Annotated in this window: 24 protein-coding genes; 14 read left to right on the forward strand and 10 right to left on the reverse strand. The window is 68.9% G+C overall.

The features are described 5' to 3' along the window. The first annotated feature begins 96 nt into the window (after nt 1–96). Both B0293_RS26125 and B0293_RS26130 read left to right on the forward strand, forming a co-directional pair. On the forward strand, nt 97–690 hold the full coding sequence (locus B0293_RS26125) for a TetR/AcrR family transcriptional regulator (RefSeq protein ID WP_026466989.1): 594 nt from the start codon (nt 97–99) through the stop codon (nt 688–690). Between the two features lie 82 nt (nt 691–772). Beyond that, nucleotides 773–1411: an LppU/SCO3897 family protein gene (locus tag B0293_RS26130; RefSeq protein WP_005155733.1), complete on the forward strand. Its 639-nt coding sequence runs from the start codon at nt 773–775 to the stop codon at nt 1409–1411. 3 nt (nt 1412–1414) lie between these two features. On the opposite strand, the gene B0293_RS26135 is transcribed toward B0293_RS26130, so the two are convergent. Then, complete coding sequence (locus B0293_RS26135; protein WP_005155735.1) at nt 1415–1807, reverse strand: NUDIX hydrolase; 393 nt, start codon at nt 1805–1807, stop codon at nt 1415–1417. An 8-nt stretch (nt 1808–1815) separates the two neighbouring features. Then, nucleotides 1816–2337 (reverse strand): isochorismatase family protein, encoded by a 522-nt coding sequence (locus B0293_RS26140; RefSeq protein WP_005155738.1) that lies wholly within the window; start codon nt 2335–2337, stop codon nt 1816–1818. 31 nt (nt 2338–2368) lie between these two features. Between B0293_RS26140 and B0293_RS26145 the strand changes: the two genes are divergently transcribed. Then, a complete protein-coding gene (locus B0293_RS26145; protein ID WP_039917318.1) occupies nt 2369–3094 on the forward strand; it encodes an SDR family NAD(P)-dependent oxidoreductase in 726 nt (241 codons plus the stop codon). On the opposite strand, the gene B0293_RS26150 is transcribed toward B0293_RS26145, so the two are convergent. Together B0293_RS26150 and B0293_RS26155 are read right to left on the reverse strand one after the other, a co-directional pair. After that, entirely contained in the window at nt 3091–4275 is a 1185-nt protein-coding gene (locus B0293_RS26150; RefSeq protein WP_039917322.1) for a PQQ-dependent sugar dehydrogenase, read from the reverse strand. The genes B0293_RS26145 and B0293_RS26150 overlap by 4 nt on opposite strands. A gap of 47 nt (nt 4276–4322) precedes the next feature. Further along, nucleotides 4323–5087 (reverse strand): helix-turn-helix transcriptional regulator, encoded by a 765-nt coding sequence (locus B0293_RS26155; RefSeq protein WP_005155751.1) that lies wholly within the window; start codon nt 5085–5087, stop codon nt 4323–4325. Nucleotides 5088–5173: 86 nt separating this feature from the next. Here B0293_RS26155 and B0293_RS26160 point away from each other — a divergent pair, with 86 nt between their 5' ends. The 9 genes from B0293_RS26160 (at nt 5174) to B0293_RS26200 (ending at nt 15972) form a co-directional block, all read left to right on the forward strand. Continuing rightward, complete coding sequence (locus tag B0293_RS26160; protein ID WP_005155754.1) at nt 5174–6088, forward strand: LLM class flavin-dependent oxidoreductase; 915 nt, start codon at nt 5174–5176, stop codon at nt 6086–6088. 56 nt (nt 6089–6144) lie between these two features. Further along, a complete protein-coding gene (gene mfd, locus B0293_RS26165) occupies nt 6145–9699 on the forward strand; it encodes a transcription-repair coupling factor (RefSeq protein ID WP_005155757.1) in 3555 nt (1184 codons plus the stop codon). A 62-nt stretch (nt 9700–9761) separates the two neighbouring features. Continuing rightward, nucleotides 9762–10766: a hypothetical protein gene (locus B0293_RS26170; RefSeq protein ID WP_005155760.1), complete on the forward strand. Its 1005-nt coding sequence runs from the start codon at nt 9762–9764 to the stop codon at nt 10764–10766. Continuing rightward, nucleotides 10763–11686: a MazG family protein gene (locus B0293_RS26175; RefSeq protein WP_005155761.1), complete on the forward strand. Its 924-nt coding sequence runs from the start codon at nt 10763–10765 to the stop codon at nt 11684–11686. The genes B0293_RS26170 and B0293_RS26175 overlap by 4 nt, the downstream gene beginning before the upstream one ends. Nucleotides 11687–11856: 170 nt before the next feature. Further along, entirely contained in the window at nt 11857–12399 is a 543-nt protein-coding gene (locus B0293_RS26180) for an RNA polymerase sigma factor (RefSeq protein ID WP_005155762.1), read from the forward strand. Next, nucleotides 12396–13211 (forward strand): zf-HC2 domain-containing protein, encoded by an 816-nt coding sequence (locus B0293_RS26185; RefSeq protein ID WP_005155763.1) that lies wholly within the window; start codon nt 12396–12398, stop codon nt 13209–13211. Before B0293_RS26180 ends, B0293_RS26185 begins: the two co-directional genes overlap by 4 nt. Before the next feature lie 18 nt (nt 13212–13229). Next, nucleotides 13230–14033: an ABC transporter ATP-binding protein gene (locus tag B0293_RS26190; protein ID WP_005155764.1), complete on the forward strand. Its 804-nt coding sequence runs from the start codon at nt 13230–13232 to the stop codon at nt 14031–14033. After that, nucleotides 14030–15403: a hypothetical protein gene (locus B0293_RS26195; protein WP_005155765.1), complete on the forward strand. Its 1374-nt coding sequence runs from the start codon at nt 14030–14032 to the stop codon at nt 15401–15403. The genes B0293_RS26190 and B0293_RS26195 overlap by 4 nt, the downstream gene beginning before the upstream one ends. Continuing rightward, nucleotides 15400–15972 carry a hypothetical protein gene (locus B0293_RS26200; protein WP_039917325.1) on the forward strand — a complete coding sequence of 191 codons (573 nt, stop codon included), beginning with the start codon at nt 15400–15402 and terminating at the stop codon, nt 15970–15972. Before B0293_RS26195 ends, B0293_RS26200 begins: the two co-directional genes overlap by 4 nt. 54 nt (nt 15973–16026) lie before the next feature. Here the strand turns inward: B0293_RS26200 and B0293_RS26205 are convergent, their stop codons facing one another. The 4 genes from B0293_RS26205 to efeU are packed head-to-tail and all read right to left on the reverse strand — an operon-like array spanning nt 16027 to nt 19715. Next, nucleotides 16027–16437, reverse strand: coding sequence for a PPOX class F420-dependent oxidoreductase (locus tag B0293_RS26205; RefSeq protein WP_005155768.1), 411 nt, complete (start codon nt 16435–16437; stop codon nt 16027–16029). Nucleotides 16438–16471: 34 nt separating this feature from the next. Then, nucleotides 16472–17737, reverse strand: a complete 1266-nt coding sequence (efeB, locus tag B0293_RS26210) for an iron uptake transporter deferrochelatase/peroxidase subunit (protein ID WP_005155770.1) — start codon at nt 17735–17737, stop codon at nt 16472–16474. Then, a complete protein-coding gene (gene efeO, locus B0293_RS26215; protein WP_005155771.1) occupies nt 17734–18864 on the reverse strand; it encodes an iron uptake system protein EfeO in 1131 nt (376 codons plus the stop codon). Before efeO ends, efeB begins: the two co-directional genes overlap by 4 nt. A 5-nt stretch (nt 18865–18869) precedes the next feature. Further along, complete coding sequence (gene efeU / locus B0293_RS26220) at nt 18870–19715, reverse strand: iron uptake transporter permease EfeU (RefSeq protein ID WP_005155772.1); 846 nt, start codon at nt 19713–19715, stop codon at nt 18870–18872. A 273-nt stretch (nt 19716–19988) separates the two neighbouring features. Here efeU and B0293_RS26225 point away from each other — a divergent pair, with 273 nt between their 5' ends. Next, the gene (locus B0293_RS26225) at nt 19989–20696 is read left to right on the forward strand and encodes a C-type lectin-like domain-containing protein (RefSeq protein ID WP_005155773.1); all 708 of its coding nucleotides are present in this window, start codon (nt 19989–19991) and stop codon (nt 20694–20696) included. Here B0293_RS26225 and B0293_RS26230 read toward each other — a convergent pair. Further along, nucleotides 20669–21586, reverse strand: coding sequence for an NAD(P)/FAD-dependent oxidoreductase (locus tag B0293_RS26230; RefSeq protein ID WP_039917328.1), 918 nt, complete (start codon nt 21584–21586; stop codon nt 20669–20671). The two genes, B0293_RS26225 and B0293_RS26230, sit on opposite strands and share 28 nt — an antisense overlap. Before the next feature lie 54 nt (nt 21587–21640). Between B0293_RS26230 and B0293_RS26235 the strand changes: the two genes are divergently transcribed. Next, entirely contained in the window at nt 21641–22210 is a 570-nt protein-coding gene (locus B0293_RS26235) for a helix-turn-helix domain-containing protein (RefSeq protein ID WP_005155775.1), read from the forward strand. Between the two features lie 39 nt (nt 22211–22249). On the opposite strand, the gene B0293_RS26240 is transcribed toward B0293_RS26235, so the two are convergent. Further along, complete coding sequence (locus B0293_RS26240; RefSeq protein ID WP_005155777.1) at nt 22250–22663, reverse strand: tetratricopeptide repeat protein; 414 nt, start codon at nt 22661–22663, stop codon at nt 22250–22252. Nucleotides 22664–22717 lie beyond the last annotated feature (54 nt).

Below are 22717 nucleotides of genomic sequence, written 5' to 3' on the forward strand. Positions count from 1 at the left end.
AGGTCACGTTAGTCTTCTGCAATGGCGGGGAGACGGCGAACCAAACGTGAAGCGGTCACCGGGGCACGTCCGGTCGCTCCGGTGGCCCGGGTGCGGATGACGGGGAGCGAGCGCAGGCAGCAGCTGCTCAACGTCGCCAGGGCCCTGTTCGCGGAGAAGGGTTTCGAGGGCACTTCCATCGAGGAGATCGCGCATCGCGCGAACGTCTCCAAACCGGTGGTGTACGAGCACTTCGGCGGCAAGGAAGGCATCTACGCCGTCGTCGTCGACCGCGAGACCCAGCTCCTGCTCGACCGGATGGTCTCCACCCTCCACGGTGGACACCCGAGGGTGATGCTGGAGCAGGCGGCGATCGCGCTGCTCTCCTACGTCGAGGACTCGCACGACGGCTTCCGCATCCTGGTGCGGGATTCGCCCGTCGCGAGTTCGACGGGCACGTTCTCGACGGTGCTGAACGACATCGCCAGCCAGGTCGAGCACATCCTCGCGCAGCAGTTCGCCGCGCGGGGCTACGACGAGAAGCTGGCCGCGCTGTACGCGCAGGCGCTCGTCGGGATGGTCGCGCTGACCGGGCAATGGTGGCTCGACGCCCGCAAACCGAAGCGGGACGAGGTCGCCGCGCATCTGGTCAACCTCGCCTGGAACGGTCTGTCCAATTTGGAGCACAAGCCCAAGCTGCGGCTGCACTGAGATCTGCGTCGCGCGGCAGTAACGTTTCCCGGTCGAAGAGCGCTAGGTCCCCCAAAGAGATCATCAAGCTGGGGGAAGCACCGTGGAAAACTATCCCGCGCCCGCCGTGGAACAGATGGTTCCGCAGAAGAAGAGAACGTGGCTGAAGCCCGTCATCCGGCTGGGCATCTTCGCCGTCATCGCCGTGATCGCGTTCTTCGTGGCGAATCCGTTCACGGCGTCGAGCACCGAGGTCGGCGCCTGTCTCACGGGCAACGTCGACAACGTGGACAGCGTCAAGAACACCGAATGCGGAAAGCCGGACGCCAATTTCAAGGTCGTCGGAAAACAGGATAAAAAGTCGGAAATCGGACTCAAGCTCTCGGGTGGGTCCGAATGCGACGACTACCCGACGACCGACGCGTACTTCTTCCAGGGGAAGAAGGGGGCCAGTGACGGCACCCTGCTCTGCCTGGAGGACCTGAAGAACCCGGGTGAGCGGGCACCGGTCGTCGGCGATTGCCTGCCCGACGGCGTGGTCGAGGCGAAGAAGCTCACGAAGGCGGACTGCGCGACAGCGCGATACAAGGTCCTCGCCATCGAAAAGAGCGCGACGTTCCTCATCGACGGCAGCACGGTGTGCACCCAGGTGCCGTCGACCGACGAGAAGATCCAGTGGCAGCGGGCGGGCGGCTCGCTGCCGCAGTCCCGGGTGCTGTGCCTGGACGATCTGAAGAAGTAAGTCTCAGCGCAGGAGGCCGGTCTCCCGCAGGTGGTCGAAAATGATCTTGTCCACCGCGGAGACCCGGTCCCTGTCCTCGTAGCCCAGCCACGCGACTTCCTCGATCTCGCTGCTGGCCGCGAGTGTCCCGCTGAATTCGGCGGTGTAGCAGGTCATCCGGACCACGAGCCCCGCCGCGTGCCCGTCGGCCTGCGCTTCGAAGACCCCGGCGGGCGCGACGCTCGCCGGGGTGATCTCCACGGTCAGTTCCTCGCGGATCTCCCGGATCAGCGTCTCGGTGTCGCTTTCGCCGGGTTCGCGTTTCCCACCGGGCAGGTAGAAGACGGACTTGCCACGCGAGCGGGTGCTCAGGATCCGGTCGTCCACCAGGTGCAGCCAGGCGATTTTGTCGATCATGGTTCAGCTCAGCTCAGCGCCGCGGCGGTTTCGGCGGTCGTGAGCACTTCGCCCAGCCGCGGGAAGACCTTCGTGATCGCCGATTCGTGGGAGACGGCGGCGATGCCGGCCATCGCGTCCGAAACGGCGATGGTCTCGTAGGCGTGGTCGACGGCGGCCCGCAGTGTCGACTCGACGCCGTACTCCGTGGCGATCCCGCCGAACACCAGCGTCTTCACGCCGAGCCCGCGCAGGAGTTCGTCCAGCCCGGTGCCGTAGAACGCGCCGATCGTGTGCTTGGTGATCAGGTGCTCGCCTTCGCGGGGCGTCAGCTCGGCGACCAGTTCACTGCCGGGCGGCTGCTCGTCGACGTCCGGCCGGTGCGCCCGCACGTGGACGATCGGTGAGCCGGCCGCGCTGAAGGCGTCTCGCAGCAATACGGCGTTCGCGACGACCTCCGTGCCTTCGATCGGTGTGGTCTCCAAAGCGACGATCCGCGTCTGGAGGTCGATCAGGACGAGCGCCGTCGTCGCCGGGTCGATCTTCGTCATGGCGGGAGCCTAGTGTGCCTATGCTGAGCGCATGGGGCAGCACAGGGAAGTAGTGATCACCGGCGGTGGAACGGGAATCGGCTACGCGGTCGCGGCGGCGTTCGCCGCACGGGGCGACCGGGTGACGATCACCGGCCGTCGCGAACATGTCCTCACCGAGGCCGCGGCGTTGCTCGGCGCGAACCCGGTCCCGTTCGACGCGGCCGATCCGGACGCGGTGGAGCGGGCACTGGCCGAACTGCCCGAGCAGATCGACGTCCTGGTCAACAACGCGGGCGGGAACACCGATTTCCGGAACGGATCCGCCGGGGACCTGAAGTCGTTCGCCGCGAACTGGCAGGCCAACCTGGACGCGAACGTGTTCAGCGCCGTGCTGGTCACCCGCGCCCTGCGGGAGAGGTTCGCCGACGGCGCGCGGATCGTCACCATCGGCTCGATCGCCGCGCACACCGGAGCCGGTTCCTACGGTGCCGCGAAGGCCGCACTGGAGGCGTGGAACGTCGATGTGGCAAGGGAATTCGGGCCGCGCGGGATCACCGCGAACATCGTCGCGCCAGGACTGGTCGGGGACACCGAGTTCTTCAACGGCAAGCTGTCCGACGAGCGCAGGGAGTGGCTCATCGGCAATACGATGACCAAACGCGCGGGCGAACCCGAGGACGTCGCCGAAGTGGTGGCCTTCCTGGCGAGCCCGGCCGCGCGGCACGTCACCGGCCAGGTCGTCCACGTCAACGGCGGCGCGTACCTCGGACGTTAGGCGCCAGGGGTGACACGCAGCAGCTTGTCGTCCTTGCCTTCCGAAGTCGTGATGTAGAGGGCGCCGTCCGGTCCGCCGCGGACGGCGCGCAGCCTGCCGAACTTGTCGTCGAATTCAGGCGGCAGCGTCACTTCGGTGACCTTGCCGGTTTCGTCGAGGCGGAACAGCAGGAGCTTCTGCCCCTTCAACGCGGTGACGGCGAGCGAGCCTTCGAGCGTGCCCCACTGCGATCCGGTGAGGAACTCGGCGCCGCAGATCGCCTCGGTGATCTCGCCGGTCGTCCACAAAGGACTGACGGCGTCCGGGAACCGTTGCTTGTCGGTCATCGGGACGCCTTCGTCGTATTCGGTCTCGGTGCCGCCCTTGGACGGGTCCCAGCCGTAGTTCGCGCCTGCGCGCTCCAGGTTGACCTCGTCGTCGATGGTCGGCCCGTGCTCGGCGGTGAACACCTGCCCGGTGCCCGGCCGGACCGTGACGCCCTGGACGTTGCGGTGCCCGTAAGTGAACAGCCGCTGTTCGTTCGGATTCGCCGAGGAGATGAACGGGTTGTCCGGCAACGGGTTCCCGGTCTTCGCGTCGACGCGCAGCACCTTGCCGCCGAGGCTCGTGCGGTCCTGCGGATGCTGCGGGCGGGCGGTGTCGCCGGTGCCGACGAGCAGCGCGCCGTCCGCGCCGAACGTGGGACGGCAGCCCGAATGCCTGCCGCTGGGGTTCACCGGCAGCCCGGTCAGCAGGTCCTTGACCTTCGTGGCGCTCGCGTTGTCGTCGGAAAGCCGCCAGGTGACCAGCCGGATGTCGACGGCGTTGTCGCCTTCCTTGTGGGTCTGGCAGGTGATGAACTCGCGCGACGTCGCGAAGTCCTTGCTGATCACCATCCCCATCAGGCCGCCCTCGCCGCGCACGAGGACGTCGGAGAAGTCGGCGGTGACGTCGCGTTTCGTGCCGCCGTCGACCAGAGCGAGCTTTCCGGGCCGCTGGGTGACGAGGATCTTGCCGTCCGGCAGGAAGCCGACGTCCCAGCCGTGTTCGAGCCCGGCCGTCACCTGTTCGACCTTCAGCTTCGACACGGCGGGCTTCGAGGTGACCGGCGGCGCGCTCTGTACCTGCTCGCTCGACGCCCCGGAACAGGCCGTGACCAGCAAGAACAGCGAGGCGAACGCGGCGACGGCGGTAGTGCGCATGGCATCAGCATGCCAGCCCCGCCAATCGCCCGCGAGGAACGAACCGGTCATCCGGTGAGGATCGCGGCGGTTTCGGCGTCGGCGGGCAGGAACGTCTCCAGTTTCAATTCCGACACCGTGACGTCGGCGGCGGTCGCGAACGTCGTGATGGCGGTGATCAGCCGCAGTTCACCCGCCGAAGTGGACAGGCGCATCGGGACGGCGAACCCGAGATGGTCCGGGCCGGGCGGTCCCGGCGCCGGAACGTAACCTTCGAGTTCGGCGAGGAGCGCGGTGAGCCGCTCGTCGGGGGCGTGCGCGATCTCCTGCGTCAACCGCTCCAGGATGTGCCGCGCCCAATCCGCGAGGTTCCGCACCCGCGGAGCCATCCCCCGCGGATGCAGGGCGAGCCGCAGCGTGTTGACCGGTTCCTCCAGCAGTTCCGGCGCCACGTCCTCGAAGAGCAGGTCGAGCGCGTCGTTGCGGGCGACGAGCACGCCGTAGCGGTCGACCACGATGGCCGGGTACGGCCGATGCCCGTCGAGCAGCCGTCGCATGCCGTCGAGGACCGGTTTCAGCTTGGGGTCGGTCAGCGACGTTTCGGGGAAGCCGGGCGCGAACCCGGCCGCGAGCAGCAGGCCGTTGCGTTCCCGGAGCGGAAGTTCGAGCGATTCGGCGACCCGCAGCACCAGGCCGCGGCCGGGGATCGACCGCCCGCCTTCGAGGAAACTCACGTGCCGTTGCGTGGTCCCGGCCCGGATCGCCAGTTCCAGCTGGGACAGCCGCCGCCGTTCGCGCCAGCCCTTGAGCGCGGGGCCGAATCCGGAAACCATGGTCGTCATCTTGGCGGAGCCGCGTTCGATGCCGCTATTCCCTCGAAGGAATTGAGGCCATTCCCCGCCGCGGAGATGCTTCCGGCATGAAATTCGGTCTGGTCGTCCCCACTTATCGATCCATCCTCGACGCCGGGCGCACCGCGCCGGAAATGGTCGCCCTCGCGGTCGAAGCCGAACGCCTCGGCCTCGATTCGGTCTGGGTCGGCGACACCCTCGCGAAGGCGCCCATCGATCCGTTGACGCTGCTCGGCGCGTTCGCCGCCAGAACCGAGCGGGTCACGCTCGGCACCGCCGCGCTGCTCCCGGCCCTGCGGGATCCGGTCCTTTCCGCGAACGCGATCCTCTCGCTCGACCTGCTCAGCCAGGGCCGCGTCACGCTCGGCGTCGGCGCGGGGTTCGCGGGCCGCAGCGAACCCGAGTTCGCCTTCACCCGCGTTCCGTGGGAGCGGAGGCGGGCCCGGCTCGACGACATCGTCGCGCTGTGGCGGCACGTCTGGAGCGGGAAGAGCGGCCCGTTCCACGGCGAAGTACTGCACTACGACACCCTTCCTGAGTACCCGGAGCCGTACCGGCCCGGTGGCCCGCCGGTCTGGCTCGCCGCGTTCACCCCCGGAGCGCTGAAGCGAGCGGGACGGTCATACGACGGCTGGCTGCCGTATCCGCCCGACGTCGCGGACTACGCCGACGGTCTCGCGAAGATCCGCGAAACCGCCGTACGCCCGGTGACACCCGCGTTGTTCGCGACAGTGCTCATCGAGGACGACCCGATCCGGGCACGGGAGCGGCTGGAGGACTACGCGCGGCGCAATTACGGCGTCCCGCTGGACTTCGTCGAGAAGATCCAGGTGCAGATCGCGGGCAGCCGGGACGAGGTCGCCGAAAGGCTTCACGAATACGGGAACGCGGGCGCCGAACACGTGCTGATCCGCATCGCGACGCAGGAACCGGCCGAGTTCGACGAGCAGCTCCCGAAGGTCGTCGACGCCCTGCCCAGGTAATCGCGCGGCGGACTGTCGGTGCCCCCACGTAGGCTGGGACGGTGACAAACGCTCCATTGTCCGGACTCCTCCATTCCATCCTTCCCGATCCGGCCCTTCGCGGGGTCGTCGAGCGGGCCGGTGCCCCGGTGCTCGAGCTCCAGGGCGCGATCGCCACCCGCCAGCTGGTCGCGGGCGCCCTCGCCGCGGACGAGGGCGCCGGCCGCCCCGTGCTCGCGGTGACCGCCACCGGCCGCGAGGCCGACGAGCTGACCGCTTCGCTGAAGTCGTTCCTCGGCGAAGGCGCCGTCGTCGACTTCCCGTCCTGGGAGACGCTGCCGCACGAGCGGCTGTCCCCGCGGGCCGACACCGTCGGGCGGCGGCTGGAGGTGCTGCACCGGCTCAAGACGGGCTCGGACGGCCTCCGCGTCGTCGTCGCGACCGTCCGCAGCCTCATCCAGCCGATGGCGCCCGGGCTCGGTTCGCTCGCGCCGATCGACCTGGTCGTCGGCGAGGAGCAGAGTTTCGAAGGCCTGCTGGACAGGCTGGTCGAGCTCGCGTACACGCGGGTGGACATGGTCGAGAAGCGCGGCGAGTTCGCCGTGCGCGGCGGCATCCTCGACCTGTTCGGGCCGACGGCGCAGCATCCGGTCCGGGTCGAGTTCTGGGGCGACGAGGTCAGCGAGATCCGCGCGTTCGCGGTGTCCGACCAGCGGTCGCTGCCCGGAGAGATTCAGCACGTCAGCGCGCCGCCGTGCCGTGAGCTGCTGCTCACCGAGCCGGTGCGCGCGAAGGCCGCCGAGCTGGCGACGACGTACGAGGCGGACGCCCAGCTCACCGAGATGCTCACCAAGCTGTCCGGCGGGATCCCCGTCGAGGGCATGGAGGCGCTCATCCCGGTGCTGTGCGAGGGCGAGCTCGACCTGCTGACCGACGCGATGCCCCAGGGCACGCACGTCCTGCTGGCCGATCCGGAGAAGATCCGCGCCCGCGCGGCGGACCTGGTCCGCACCGGGCAGGAGTTCCTCGAAGCGTCCTGGACCACGGCCGCCGCGGGCGGCCAGGCGCCGATCGACCTCGGCGCGTCCGCGTACCGGGACCTCGCGGAGATCGCGAAGCACGCTCAGGAGACGAAGCGTCCCTGGTGGACGCTGACGCAGCTGGCCAGCGACGATCCCGACGTCTACCGCGTATCGATCGAGGCCGCGCCGAACTACCGCGGCGAGGTCGAGCGCGCGACGACCGACCTGCGCGCGCACACGGCCGCGGGCGGGACGGCCGTGCTCGTCGTCGCCGGGCACGGCACCGCGACCCGCGCCGTCGAGCAGCTGTCGGCCGGTGAGGTGCCCGCGTCGCTCGCGGAAGGCATCACCGGACCGCTGACGCCCGGCGTCGTGACGGTGACGTGCGGCGGGATTTCGGACGGCTTCGTCTCGCCGGAGCGCGCGCTCGTCGTGCTGTCCGAGGCGGACCTGACCGGCCGGGGTTCCGGCGCCGGAACGTCCACAAAGGACTTCAGTACCAAGATGCCGTCGCGGCGCCGCAACGCCGTGGACCCGCTCGCCCTCAAAGCCGGCGACTACGTCGTGCACGACCAGCACGGCATCGGGCGGTTCGTCGAGATGGTGCAGCGCACCGTCGCCGGCGCGACCCGCGAGTACCTGCTGCTGGAGTACGCGTCGTCCAAGCGCGGGCATCCGGGGGACCGGCTGTTCGTCCCGACCGACCAGCTCGACGAGGTCTCCCGCTACGTCGGCGGCGAGCTGCCGACGCTGAACAAGCTCGGCGGGTCGGACTGGAAGAACACCAAGGCCAAGGCGAAGAAGGCGGTCAAGGAGATCGCCGCCGAGCTCGTGCAGCTCTACGCCGCGCGCCAGGCCGCGCCGGGACACCCGTTCGGGCCGGACACCCCGTGGCAGGGCGAACTCGAGGACGCCTTCCCGTTCACCGAGACCAACGACCAGCTCGCCGCGATCGACGAGGTCAAGGCGGACATGGAACGCGGCGTCCCGATGGACCGCGTCATCTGCGGCGACGTCGGCTACGGCAAGACCGAGATCGCGGTGCGCGCGGCGTTCAAGGCGGTTCAGGACGGCAAGCAGGTCGCGGTGCTGGTGCCCACGACGCTGCTCGCGCAGCAGCACCTCAACACCTTCACCGAACGGATGAGTTCGTTCCCGGTGAAGATCAAGGGGCTTTCGCGGTTCACGAACAAGACCGAGTCCGACGCGATCTTGGAGCAGTTGTCCTCCGGCGATGTCGACATCGTGATCGGCACGCACCGCCTCTTGCAGACCGGCATCCGGTACAAGGACCTCGGCCTGGTGATCGTCGACGAGGAACAGCGCTTCGGCGTCGAGCACAAGGAGCACATCAAGGCGCTGCGGACGCACGTCGACGTCCTGACGATGTCGGCGACCCCGATCCCGCGCACGCTGGAGATGTCGCTCGCCGGGATCCGTGAGATGTCCACGATCCTGACCCCGCCCGAGGACAGGCACCCGATCCTGACCTACGTCGGCGCGTACGACGACAAGCAGGTCGGTGCCGCGATCCGGCGCGAACTGCTGCGCGACGGCCAGGTCTTCTATGTGCACAACAGGGTTTCCTCGATCGAGAAGGCCGCGAAGCGCATTCGCGAGCTGGTGCCGGAGGCGCGCGTCGTCACCGCGCACGGGCAGATGAACGAGGAGAAACTCGAGAAGATCATCCAGGGTTTCTGGGAGAACGAGTACGACGTGCTCGTCTGCACCACGATCGTCGAAACCGGGCTGGACATCTCGAACGCCAACACCCTGCTGGTGGAACGCGGTGACCTGCTCGGTCTCGCGCAGCTGCACCAGCTGCGCGGCCGGGTCGGGCGCGGTCGCGAGCGCGGGTACGCGTATTTCCTGTACCCGCCGGAGGCTCCGCTCACCGAGACAGCGCACGACCGGCTCGCGACCATCGCGCAGAACACCGAACTGGGCGCCGGCATGGCCGTCGCGATGAAGGACCTGGAGATCCGCGGCGCGGGCAACATCCTCGGCGCGGAGCAGTCCGGGCACATCGCGGGCGTCGGTTTCGATCTGTACGTGCGGCTCGTCGGCGAAGCCGTCGACGCCTTCCGGCGGCACGCGGGAGCGGAGACCTCCGAAGAGGAGGAGCTCGCCGAGGTCCGCGTGGATCTCCCGGTGGACGCGCACATCCCGCACGACTACGTCCCGGGCGAGCGGCTGCGGCTGGAGGCGTATCGGAAGATCGCGGCCGCACCGGACCAGGCCGGGCTCGACGCCGTGCGCGAGGAACTGATCGACCGGTACGGCCAGCCGCCCGCCCCGGTGCGGCGGCTGCTCGCCGTCGCCGCGTTCCGGCACACCTGCCGCGCGGCGGGGGTCACCGAGGTCGCCGTCCAGGGCACGTCGATCCGGTTCGCGCCGTTGCCGCTGGCGGATTCCCAGATGGTGCGGCTGAAGCGCTTGTATCCCAAGGCTCTCTACAAAGCGGTGACGAACACGGTTTCCGTGCCGAAGCCGACCGAGGGCCCGGCGGGCGGCCGGATGGGCGCCCCGGCGCTGCGGGACGAGGAACTTCTCGACTGGTGCGCGAAGTTGCTGACGAATCTGATGAAGTCACCGGCCCCGGTGGCGTGAGCGAATCGCGACTGCGTTCCCGGTTCTCTCGCAGGGGCCGGTATGAGAGGGTAGGCGCTGTGATGCGGATCATGGGGCGCCGTCGCGCGCTGGTCGGGGTTCTTGCCGGTTCTCTCCTGCTCGCCGGCTGTAACGCCGGACCCGGGCAGGTCGGCGCCGCGGTGATCGTCGGCGGCAAGACCGTTTCGGTGGATCGCGTGCAGCAGCTGATCGACAAGGCCGTCCGCGAGCATCCGTACGGGCAGCAGCTCGCCAGTGAGCACAAGCTCGACCTCGTCGGCCGTGAGATCGTGCGCCAGGAGATCCTCCACGACCTCACCGAGCGTGCCGCTCAGCGGGAAGGCGTCCGGGTCGACGAGGCCCTCGTCGTGAACGCGCTGCAGAACGATCCGCTGGCGAAGCCGATGCAGGCCAACCCGCAGAACGACCCCGCGCTCAGCGTCCAGCAGCTCGTGGCCCGCGTGCGGGATCACCGCGATTCCCTGGTCGACGCGGCGCTGCAGACCCAGCTCGCGATGAAGTACCTGGACAAGCTCACCGTCACCTTCGATTTCAGCTCGGTCTCCTCGACCGACGCCACCGGCTCCGACGCGGACAAGCTGCGTGAGCAGGCGATCGAGAAGGCCCGGAAGTTCGCCGCTTCGCCGAACGCGGCCGCCGAACTGATCGCGCAGGACCAGCAGGCCTCCGACACACAGGCCGGCACCGGCCAGAAGCTGCCGGCGCTGCAGTCGCCCGCGACCGCGGCCACCGTCCTCTTCGGTCTCGAACCCAACACCGTCGCCGCGTTCCAGCCGACGCCGCAGCAGCCGCTGTGGGTCGTCGTCGTGGTGCGTGAGCGGGCCGCCGACAAGCCCGTCGCGTCGGATCAGGCCACTCAGCCCAGCGCTCAGCAGCTGGCCGCGGTCGGTATCCGGCTCCTCCAGCCGTACCTCGACCAGGTCGACCTCAAGGTCAACCCGCGCTACGGCGTGTGGGATGTTGTGGGCATGGACCTCGCGCCCAACGAAGCTTCGAAGAAGGGCATCGTGCTGCCTGTGCACGGTGCCTCCCCGCGAAACCCGTGACAGCTGCTGTCGTCGTGATCGCCCACGGGGCGACACTGCCCGCCGAGGCACTTTCGATCTTGCGAAGCAGTCACGCCGTGTACGCGGCTTCCGATGTCGATCCAGGCGTTTTCGGGGTGCCTTCGCTCGGTGACGCACAGGTGCGCGACCTCGTGCTCATCGCCGGTTCGCGCCGGGAACCGAGGGCCGCGGAGCTGATCAGGTCGGGCGCGCGGGTGCTCGAAGCGCCCGTTCCGCCACTGGTCGAGGCCGCCGAAGTGATGGACCGCCTGCGCTCGCCGGGCGGTTGCCCGTGGGACGCCGTGCAGACGCACGAGTCGCTTCGTCAGTACCTCGTCGAGGAGACCTACGAGCTGCTCGACGCGATCGAAGAGGGCGACAGGGCCGCCTTGCGCGAGGAACTCGGCGACGTCCTGCTCCAGGTGCTGTTCCACGCGCGCGTCGCCGCCGAGGACTCCGACGACCCGTTCGGGATCGACGAGGTCGCGTCCGAACTGGTCGCGAAACTCGTCGGCCGCCATCCGCACGTGTTCACCGACGCCCCGCGAGTCGAAACCGTCGGTGACCAGAACCTGAAGTGGGAAGAACTGAAACAGGCCGAGAAGAGCCGGCAGTCCATTGTGGATGGCGTCGCGCTCGGTCAGCCCGCCGTGGCGCTGGCCGGGAAGCTCGGCCAACGCAGCGGCCGCGCCGGCATCCCGCTCGACCTGTTCCCCGAAGGTTCCGAAGCGGCCGCCCAGCTGTTCCGGGTCGCCGCGACCGCTCGCCGGGCGGGCATCGATCCCGAAGGTGAACTTCGCGCCGTGGCGAAGCGGTTCGCGCAGGACATCCGCGCCGCCGAACAGGCCGCCCGCGACACCGGTCTCGAACCGACGACGCTGGAGGCCGACGGCTGGCGCAAATTCTGGCCGAACTCTTGAGTCAGGTACGCCGGAAGTGTCGCGAAAGCCGCTTTCGAGGCGTCTGACGTCGCGAAAGCGACTTTCGCGCCATCGCGTCCGAGCCTCGATCGGCCGAGGTCGCGCAGCCGCTGTGATGCGGAACACAATCGGGTGAGAACCGATTCCGTGATCTCGACGTCTTGCCGGGTGTGAAGGGAACGGAACCGGACGAAGAGCAGCTCGTCCGCCGCACGGCCAAAGGTGACCGCGCGGCGTTCGAGGAGCTCTACCGCCGCACGTCGCCGTGGCTGGCCGTACGTCTGCGCCGTCGCTGCTCCGACGAACAGATCGTCGCCGAGGTGATGCAGGAGACGTACCTCGCGGTCTGGCGCGCGGCCGGGGCGTTCGCCGGTTCGGCCGTCGGCGGGAGTGCCGTCGGCTGGCTGTGGACGATCGCCGCGCGGCGGCTGGTCGACGCCTTCCGCCGCCGGGCACGGTATTCGCAGCCGCTGCCGGTCGCGGAAACGACCGTCGCGCCCGCCGCCGAGGACGAGGCGCTGGCCGGCGCGGTCGGCGACCATGTCGGCGACGCGCTGCGCCGGCTCGCTCCCGAACTGCGGCAGGTTCTGCAGGCCATGGTGCTCGACGGGCTGACCGTCCGTGAGACCTCGGTCCTGCTCGGCCTGCCGGAAGGAACCGTCAAAACCCGCGCGAGGCGGGCTCGGATCGCGATGCGGGAGGCGCTGTCGTGAACAAGGAACACGTGTCCGGACAGCTTCTCGCCGGTTATGTCCGTGGCGGCGACGGTTTGGCGGGCGACGAGGTCTGGGCGGTCGAAGCCCATCTCGAATCGTGCGCGGAATGCCGGGGGAGGCTGTCCGAGGTCAGCTCGCCGATGGTGTCGGCGCTGGTGGACGACGTCTGGGCGGGGCTGGGCCCGAAACTGGCCGAAACGGGGCCGGGGCGGTCGCGAAGCCGGTGGGCCGGGAGGTTGCACACCTGGGTGACACCGGTGATGCTGCCGTGGCTGGTGATGATCATCCTGATCCCGGCGACGGGATTCCTACTGGACTGGGCCGGCTTCACCTGGAGCGGGGGCTACTCCTTCGTCCAGCTCTTCTCACCGGTGCTGCCGGTGCTCGGGGTCGCGGTGTCGTGGTCCAAGGGCCTCGATCCCGCTTACGAACTCGTCACTTCCGCGCCGAGGGGCGGGTTCTACCTGGTGCTGCGCCGCACGACGGCGGTCCTCGCCGTCGTGCTGCCGATACAGGCCCTCGCGAGCTGGGCCGCGGGCGGCGGATTCGGGCTCGCTCTCCTGCCGAGCCTGGCCTTCACCACCGGGACGCTCGCGCTCGGCGGGCTGATCGGGGTGACCCGGGCGGCTTATGTCCTGTCCGGGATCTGGATGGTGGTGGTCCTGGCGCCCGCGGTGGCTTCGCAAGGGCGCGCCACCGCACTCGATCCCCACTTGCTTCCGGTGTGGGGCGTGATCTTCGCGCTGACCGCGGTCGTGGTGGTGCTCCGGCGGAGCTCCTTCGGCCTGCTCAGCGGAACCGAACGATAGAACGAAGGGGAGAACATGATGCGAGCTGTCGGGGCCGCGGAGGTCGCGCCGACGACCTACGCGTGGCAAATCAAAGCGGAGGGACTGAAAGTCCGGGTCGGCAAACGCAAGTTCGCCGTGAACGGGCTGGATCTGGAACTCGGCACGGGGGTGCACGGTCTGCTCGGCCCGAACGGGGCAGGGAAGACCACGCTAATCCGGGCACTGGCGACAGTGCTCCGGCCTGCGGAAGGAGGGCTGGCGCTGCTCGGTGAGTCCGTCGGGGGGTTCACCGATCAGCGCCGCCTGCGCCGCCGTATCGGCTACTTGCCGCAGAATTTCGGCTACTACAAGCGGTTCACCGTCCGCGAGTTCGTCGAGTACATCGCGTGGCTGAAGGAGGTGTCCAAAGAGGACATCCCGGGAGCGGTGCAGCGTTCGATCGAACGGGTCGGCCTCGCCGATCGCGCCGACGACAAGATGAAGACGCTGTCCGGCGGCATGGTGCGACGGGTCGGGATCGCGCAGGCGATCGTGAACGATCCGGACGTCCTCCTACTGGACGAGCCGACCGCGGGGCTCGACCCGGCGCAGCGCGTGCGGTTCCGGGAGCTCATGCAGGAAATGGGGCGTGATGCCTGCGTCGTCGTCTCGACCCACCTTGTCGAGGACGTCGCCACGGCGTGCACCGACGTCGTCCTGTTCGAAAGCGGCAAACTCGTCTTCCAGGGGACCCCGGACGAAATGGCCGCGGCCGGGAGCGCGGAACACGTCGGCGACAGCCCGATCGAGCGCGGCTATTCGGCGCTGCTCGGGCATGAGCCGGGAAAGGGGAACTGGTGAACACGCGGATTCTACGGATCGAACTCCGTCGTTCGATCGCCCCTTGGGCCACGCTCGCGATCCTCGTCGTCGCGTTCGGGTTCCTGTACTCGTTCAGCGGTCCGTGGACGAGGTCACCGCTCGCCTGGGACGAACACTGGGTGCCCGCCGCGGAATGGAGCCGGTTCCTGCTGGTGTTCCTGTGGCCGATCGCCGTCGGCGCCGGCGTCATCCAGGGCATGCGCGACAGCCGGTCCGGGACGGCCGAACTCATGGCCACCATGCCGCGTCCCGGCTGGCAGCGGGCCGCGAAACTCGCCGGTGCGCTGGGCGGCCTGCTGGTGCTGGGCTATCTGCTGATCTTCGCGGTCGGCGCCGTCCAGGCGATCTTCTTCGGCGGGTTCTTCACCTTCGGCTGGCTGCCGATCGTCGTGGTCGGTGTGGTCGCGATGCTCGCGGGCGCCTGGATCGGGCTCGGGATCGGCCGCTTGCTGCCGCATCCGCTGACCGCGCCCGCCGTGGCCGTCGTCGCTTTCGCGGCCGTGCTCTTGTTCCAGTTCGCTTCGTCGGAGGGCAGCGCGCTGGCCGGGTTCGTGCCGTTCCGGATCTCGCTGCTTTCTCCCGCGATGGACGTCATCGACGATCCGTTCAACACCACCGCGGGCCGGATGGATCTCGGGCAGGTGATCTGGCTCGTCGGACTGGCCGCGACAGGGTTCCTCCTGCTGGCGGTCCGTTCCCATCGGACGAAGGCGCTCGCCGTCGTCCCCGCGCTGGTGGCGGCCGGGATCGCCTTGCCCGTCCTTCCCGGCAGCGCGGCCGAAGCCAAGGTCGTCGACCCGCACGCGACGGCGATGGTCTGCGACGGCCCGGTCTGCGTCCCCCGCATGCTCGAGTCCGAGCTACCGCGTCTCGCCGGACCGGGCAAGGAAGCGTTGCGACTGTTGGGAACGCTGCCGGGCGCGCCGGTCAAGGTCGTGGTACAGGACCGGCGGCTGGGCTACGACGAGGTGCCGCCGCGTGCCGCCGACATCGTCTACGTGGATCTGCTGGATTGGTCCGTCCGTTCGCTCCTCGTCCCGGACGATGTGACGCGGGCGCTGGTCGCCGGCGTCGGGACGCCGACCTGCTACTCCCTCCACGGTGTCGACAAGTCCTTTGTGGACGAACTTGTCGCGCGGTCGATCACGTCGAGCTGGTTTCTCGGCGAGTGGAAGATGGTCGGAAGTTCCCGGCTGAGCGACGAAATGAAGAACGAGGTCGTCCAGAAGCAGGAGATCTTCCATGCCCTTCCGCCCGAGGTGCAGCGCGACCGGATCATCGCGGTGCGGCAGGCGGGCCTGACCTGCCGGGGTAACCAGCTCGACATCCTGCTCGGCGGTGCGCGATGAGATGGGCGGTGCTGTACGCCCGCTCGCGTGCCCTGCCCGCGTCGTTCGTGGCGCTGGCGGTGAGCATGGCGGTGATCTGGTTCCTGGCACGGGACCGCTGGTCGATGATCCCGGTTTCCCTGGCGCTTCTGGTGGCGATCGCGGTGACCGCCATCGGCCTCAGCGGGCAGGACGTCGATCTCGACCGGACCGCCGCGATCCGCTGGGTGCCTCGTCGTGGCCTGCATCTCCTGCTGATCGGCGGCCTCGGCGTCGGTGCCGTGCTGCTGCCGCGGTTGTGGGAGGCGGATCGGGTCCCGGTGGAGATCATCCTGCGGAACGCGGGCGGCTTGCTCGGTCTCGTCGGGATCGCCGCGGTGCTGTTCGGTGGGGCCTTCGGATGGACGTTGCCGCTGCTCGTGTTCGTCGTCTCGTTCGTGGTCTGGGCCACCACGTCGGGCACGGACACCGTGCATCTGGTGATCACCTGGCTCCTCCAGCCCGCCGACGTGGCCGCGGCCACGTGGACCGCGGCGGTGCTCGCCGTGGCCGGCCTCGGGACCTACATGGTCTTCGGCAACCGCCGCTGACCCTGTCGCGACGAAAGGGGCGTTCCCGGTGAATCGGGAGCGCCCCTTTCCGTGTCAGACGTTTCGGTTGTGCGGAACCAGATCGAGCGGGTCGTGGTCCGGGTCGTCGACGCCGAGGCTGATGATCCGCGTGGGATGGATCCGGATCACCGCGCCGTCCAGATGACCGTCGGCCGTGAGGGCGCCCGTCAGCGCCTCGGCCCGGCCCCGGATCTCCAGGCAGCGGACCCTCGGCGGGTCCTGCGAAGGCATGTCGTCCACCACGAACGCGACCTGCCCGTTCGCGGCCACGTTCCGGAACTTCTTGCTCTTCGCCAGTTCGTAGCCCCTGATGTCGATCGTCCGAGTCTCTACGTTGTAGGCGTAGCCGACCGGGCTGACCTGCAACGTCCCGTCCGGCTGCGCCGTCGCCAGCCGCCCGAGGACCTGGGTGGCGAGATAGTCGAGTTCCGCTTCACTGAACATGGGATCCAGTGTCCGACCTCGACTTAACTAGAGGTCAAGCGAACAGGCCCTCACCCCAGAAACCGCCTTCGCGCACGCCCGGCGGCACCGCGAAATGGGCGGATCCGGTGTGCTGCAAATACTCCATCATCGCGTCCTTCGACGACAGCGCCTGCTGCATCGGCACGAACTGCTTACGCGTGTCCCGGTTGAAGGCGAGGAAGAACAGCCCCGCTTCGAGGTGCCCGACGCCGTCGGAACCGTCGACGAAGTTGTAGCCGCGACGCAGGATCCGCGCCCCGTTCAGGTTTTCGTGCGACGCCAGCCGGACGTGCGAGTCCTCCGGGATCAGCTTTTCGCCGCCCGCGCCACCGACCTGGAAATCGGGGATGTCGAACTCGGCGGACTGGCCCAGCGGCGCGCCCGCGCCCTTCGACCGGCCGACGATCCCTTCCTGGCCCTTCAGCGATTCCCGGTCCCAGGTCTCGATGTGCATCCGGATCCGCCGGGCGACCAGATACGTCCCGCCCGCCATCCACGGCTGGCCGTCTTCGGCCGTCGCCCACACCTGGTCGCGCAGGACGTCGGTCTCCTCGGCCTTGACGTTGCGCGTCCCGTCCTTGAAGCCGAACAGGTTCCGCGGCGTGGACTGCGACCGCGACGTCGACGAGCTGCGGCCGAACCCGAGCTGCGACCAGCGCACCGCCGTGACGCCGAAGCCCAGCCGCACCAGGTTCCGGATCGCGTGCACCGCGACCTGCGGATCGTCCGCGCACGCCTGGATGCAGATGTCGCCGCCACCGCGCGCGGGGTCCAGTTTGTCCTGGGGGAACAGGGGGAGGTCGATCAGCGTGGCCGGCCGTTTCGCGGCGAGCCCGAACCGGTCGTCGAACAGTGAAGGGCCGAAACCGATGGTCAGCGTCAGTGACGACGCCGCCAGGTCGAGCGCCTCACCGGTGTCGCTCGGCGGGGCGGCGGGGGCGCCACCGACGGCGCCGCCCGTCCCGACTTCCTGGCCCGCGGTCATCCGCCGGGCCGCGTCCGTCCACGTGCGCAGCAGCTTGACCAGCTTTTCGCGGTCCTTCGTCGTCACGTCCAGCGCGACGAAATGCAGGTTCTCCTGCACCGGCGTGACGATCCCGGCCTGGTGCTCGCCGTGGAACTCGACGACGCTCTGCGCGGCCTGCGCCGGGCTGTCCCCGCCGAGGAGCCGGTTCGCGCCGATCCCGGCCGCCGCGCCGGTGCCGACGAGAGCGGCACCCGCGCCCGCGATGCCGAACAGCTTCCTGCGGGAGACCGAGGTGTGCTCCGTCCCGGTCATTGCGCCGCGACCTCGGCGACCTTGCTCAAGGGTTCGCTCAGCGCGTCCACCGCCGACGCGAACTCCTTGATCTGGTCCTGGCTCAGCGTGGTGTAGGACTTGAAGCCGTCTCCTTCGCGCTGCTTGTCCAGCAGTGCCTGCACGTTGCCGAACTCCTTGTCCAAAGTGGACACCAGTGCCGCGTCCTTCGCCTGGAGCAGCGGGCGCAGCGAGGCGATCGCGGCCTTCGAACCGTCGAGGTTGCCCTGGAAGTCCGAGAGGTCGGTGTGCGAGAACGCTTCTTCCTCACCGGTGATCTTTCCGGTGGCGATCTCGTCGAGCAGTTCCTTGGCGCCGTTGGCCAGGTCGAGCGCGTTCAGTTCGATCGTCGCGGACTTGGTGACCAGCTCCTTGACGTCGGCGAGCAGCTGGTCGGCGATCTGACCGGCGTCGGCCTGGAGCCCGGTCACCCAAAGGTCCTTCTCCAGCCGGTGGAACCCGGTGAACTTCTGGCCCGGTTCGAGGTCGGCCTCGCGCGCGTCGATCTTCGGGTCGAGGTCGCCGAACTTCTCGGCCACCGGCTCGACACGCTCGAAGTAGACGCGGGTACGGGCGTACGCGGCCTTCGCCTCGTCGAGCTTGCCCGCCTTCACCAGCGCGACGAACTTGGTGGTCTCCTCGTCGAGCGCCTTGGTGTTGTTCGCGACGTACTCCGCGTAGCTCTTGACCGCCTGCGCCTTCTGCGAGTTCGGGTCGTTCTGCTTGGCGCCGCCACCGGTGACGGTGAAGTCGCCCCGGATGCCCGTTCCGGTCATCCCCGGTTTGCACGCGGTCTGGTACTTGCCCGCCTCGGCGACCTCGACGATGAGCCGCCGGTTCAGCCCCGGCGCGATGTTCTCGACCTCGCCCATGATCCGGTCGCCCTCGGCGTAGAGGTAGAACTCGGTGACCTTGCTGCCCTTGTTGGTGATCTCGAAGGTCACGTTGCCCGCGTTCGCGGTGTTCACCGAGACGGCGCAGGCGCTGTCGGAGGCTTCGACCTTGATCGGGCCGCCTGCCGCGGCGGGCGTTTCCTCGCCGCCACCGCAGGCGGTGAGCACCAGGGCGCCGACACCGGCGAGCGCGAAGAGCGGGAATCGACGAGACACGGAGGTCACTCCTTGATCGCGGCCGCGACAGGAGCCGCGACCTTCTTCTTGGGCCTGAGGAAAAGGGGCAGCACGATCGCCACGTACGCGACCCACGCGACGGCCTGCAGGACCGTCGTCTGCTGCGAATAGTTGAAGATCCCCTTGAGCAGTGCGCCGTACCAGCTGCTTTCCGGCAGGACGGCCGACGCGTCGAACGCGAGCGTGTTCAGGCCGGGCAGGAAGGCGGCTTCCTGCAGGTCGTGCAGGCCGTAGCCGAGCACACCCGCCGCCACGAACACCAGCAGCACACCGGTGATCGTGAAGAACTTGCCGAGGTCGAACCGGACGGCGCCGCGGTAGATCAGGTACGCCAGCACGATCGCGACGAGAATGCCCGCGCTGAAGCCGATCAGCGGTTCGGTCGTCCCGCCCTCGCCCTGCGCGGTCTGCACGGTGGAATAGAAGAACACCGCCGTCTCCAGGCCTTCACGGCCGACGGCGAAGAACGACAGGACGAGGACCGCGACAGGGCCGACGTCGAGCGCTTCGTCCAATTTCCCGCGCAGCTCCGCGGCGATCGTCCTCGACGCCTTGCGCATCCAGAAGATCATCGCCGTCACGAACCCGACCGCGACGATCGACAGGCTGCCGCCGAGCAGTTCCTGCTGCTCGAAGGACAGCTGGGCGGTGGAGTAGGTGAGGATCGCGCCGACCCCGACCGACAGCAGGACCGCGACGCTCACCCCGAGCCACACCCAGCGCAGCGCGTGCCGTCGTTCGGTCTTGACCAGGAACGCGACGAGGATGCTGACGACGAGAGCGGCTTCCAGGCCTTCCCGCAGGCCGATGAGCGCACTCGCGAACCACACTTCGTTCTCCCTGGTCGTCCGACTGAACCTCCTGGTTTTAGGTAAGGCTTCCCTGAAAGTCCAGAGAGAGTGACGCGGTCAGGAAGCGGACGAAACGTTCGAAGAGGTCTTGATCGGACGGAGTGCTCGCAAGCATCCCCAGGTCAGCGCGACCTGTGTCCTTCGCATAACGAATCGGCCGCCGAGGACCGGTCGCCGATCCGCTTTACCGTCAGTTGGCTTCGTAAGCCGAATGGGTCATCGCCCGGAAGTGTGGCGAAGTAACCTGACCGGGTGGCCGACACAGCCCAGAGCACCGAAGCCCCGGAGCACCCAGCGCGCCCTCTGCCGCCGTACGTCCCCCGGCTCGCTTTCGCGGGCGGGCTCGTGCTCACGGGCGTGATCCTGATCATGACCGTCGGGATGAACCGGCCGGAGGGAGAGGAGCCGCCGGCCCCGCCGCCTCAGCCCCAGCCCGCGCTCGCGGTTCCCGATCAGAAGCCGCAGCCGGGAGTGGCGACGCCGCGAGCGGGGCTCGCCGCGCCACCCGACCGGCCGACCGTTTCCGACGCGGCCGAGCTCGAGACCTGGGCGAACCGGGTGGCCGCCAAGACCCGGCTCTCCGCCGCCGATCTGTCCGCTTACGGCCGGGCCGAGATGTGGCTCCGGCGGCAGAAGCCGGGCTGTCACCTCTCGTGGGCGACCCTCGCCGGCATCTCCCACGTCGAAGCGGCGCAGGGCAGACCTGGTCCGATCACGCTCGATCCCGACGTCTGGGCCAAACATTCCGCGAGGGCCAGGAGCGACGGGAAGCAGCCGGATCCGAAGGACCGCGACGACGCCGCCTTCGCCGCCGCCCGGTACCTGTGCGCCGCAGGGGACGACGTCGCCACCCCGGAGGGCTGGTGGAAGTCCATGCGGACGTTCGACTCGGCCGTTCCCTACGTCCAGGAGGTCTTCAGCGCGGCCGACGCCTACGCGGACGCCAGCGTCGCTCCCTGATCCTCGAGGACCAGATCGAAGTTGAGCGCCGACGCCATCCGGTAGGCGTCGCCCGCCGCGATGATCAGCTGCGCCATCGGATCGACGACGTTCCCCGCCGCCCAGACGCCGTCCACGGTCGTCCGGCCCTGCGCGTCCACCGCGATCGAGCCGGTTTCGGTGCGCGCGCAGCCGAGCTGGGCGAGCAGCTCGTCGTGCGGGACGAACTTCGGGCCGACGAACACGACGTCGCGTTCGACGACATCGCCGTCGACCAGCCGGACGCCGGTCAGCCGGTCGTCCTCGACGGCGAGTTCGGACACCTTCCCGTCGACGATCCGGATGCCCAGCCCGGTCAGCTTTTCCCGGTCCTCGGCGGAGATCTGCCGCGTGTGCGTGAAGAACGTCAGGTCCTTGCTCCACTGCCAGACGATCAGCGCCTGGTGGACCGCCTTGTCGGAAGTGGCGAGCACGCCGAACCGCTGATCGCGCACCTCCCAGCCGTGGCAGTACGGGCAGTGCAGCACGTCGGTGCCGAAGCGCTCCGCGACGCCGGGGACGTCCGGCAGTTCGTCGGCCAGCCCGGTGGTCACGATGATCCGGCGCCCGCTGACGACCCGGCCGCCGGCCAGCTCCACCGCCTTGTCGTGCCGCAGCCGGTGCACGACGTCGTCGACGATCTCCACGCCGTAAGCGCGGACTTCGTCACGGCCTATCGCCAGTAGTTCTTTGGGTGGAATCCCGTCCCTGGTCAGGAAACCGTGCGCGTGCGCGGCCGGGGCGTTGCGCGGAGTGCCGCCGTCGATCACGACCACCTTGCGCCGTGCCCTGCCCAGTACCAACGCCGCGCTGAGGCCCGCGACACCACCGCCGATGATCACCACGTCGTATTCGTTCATGCTCCCGAGCATCCGTACTGGTTCGAAATCTGGCAAAGTTCATTGCCGATTTGGCAAACTGGGGGCATGGAGGACATCGAACGACGGCTCGCCGAGGTCGGCCCCAAGCTCAAGCGGCTTCGCAAGGAACGCGGCACCACCCTCTCCGCGCTCTCGGAGACGACGGGGATCTCCGCCAGCACGCTCTCGCGGCTCGAATCGGGCACCCGGAAGGCCACCCTCGAGCTGTTGCTCACGCTGTCGGCGGCGCATCAGGTCCCGCTGGACGAACTGGTCGGCGAACCCGAGCCGTCCGATCCGCGGGTCCGGATGAAAGCGCAGAAGTTCGGCAGGTTCACCGCCTGGGCGCTGACCGCGCAGCCGGGCCAGCCGCAGGCGTTCAAACTGCTGATCCCGGTCGAGGACATCGAGCCGGTGCAACGGACGCACGAGGGCTACGAGTGGATGTACGTCCTCAGTGGACGGTTGCGGGCGCTGCTCGGCGACCGTGACTTCACGATGGGTCCCGGCGAGGCCGCGGAGTTCGACACGCGGGTGCCGCACTGGTTCGGGAGCGCGGGGCCGGGGCCGGTGGAACTGCTGGTGCTGTTCGGCAAACAGGGCGAGCGCGCCCACCTGCGGGCCAGGTCCAAATGAGAGCAAAGGTCCCTTGCTCCCGCGACGACGGCGGGCAGGTCAGTCGCGCAACGCGATCCGCGCGCTGACCTCGCTGATCGCTTCCAGATACTCCGGGATCGGATGCATCGCCGACGCGATCCGCATCTGCGCGAGCGCCTCGGTCAACCGGCCGAGGCGCTGGAGGGTCCGTCCGAGCACGAACCGCGCGTAATGATCGGTCGGATCCAGTTCCAGCACCCGGGTGAAGGCGCGTTCGGCCCGCCGCAACTGAGCGGAGTGGAAGTACGCGCGGCCTGCCAGCAACTGGACACTCGGTTTGTCGGTCTCTTCCTCCAGCAGGGGCTCGAGGGCTTTGAGCGCGTCGAGCGGCCTGCGGCTTTCGACCAGCGCCTCCGCCTGTCGGAAGGCACGGAACCGAGACTCACCGGACGAGTCCTGACCGGGTTCTGGGGCGGGTTCGGCATCCATCATGGTCCGCTCCACGATACGCCGGGGCAGGGCCGATCTCGACTGCTGAAACGGTCA

It is taken from the genome of Amycolatopsis azurea DSM 43854 (genome assembly GCF_001995215.1).
Taxonomy (GTDB): domain Bacteria; phylum Actinomycetota; class Actinomycetes; order Mycobacteriales; family Pseudonocardiaceae; genus Amycolatopsis; species Amycolatopsis azurea.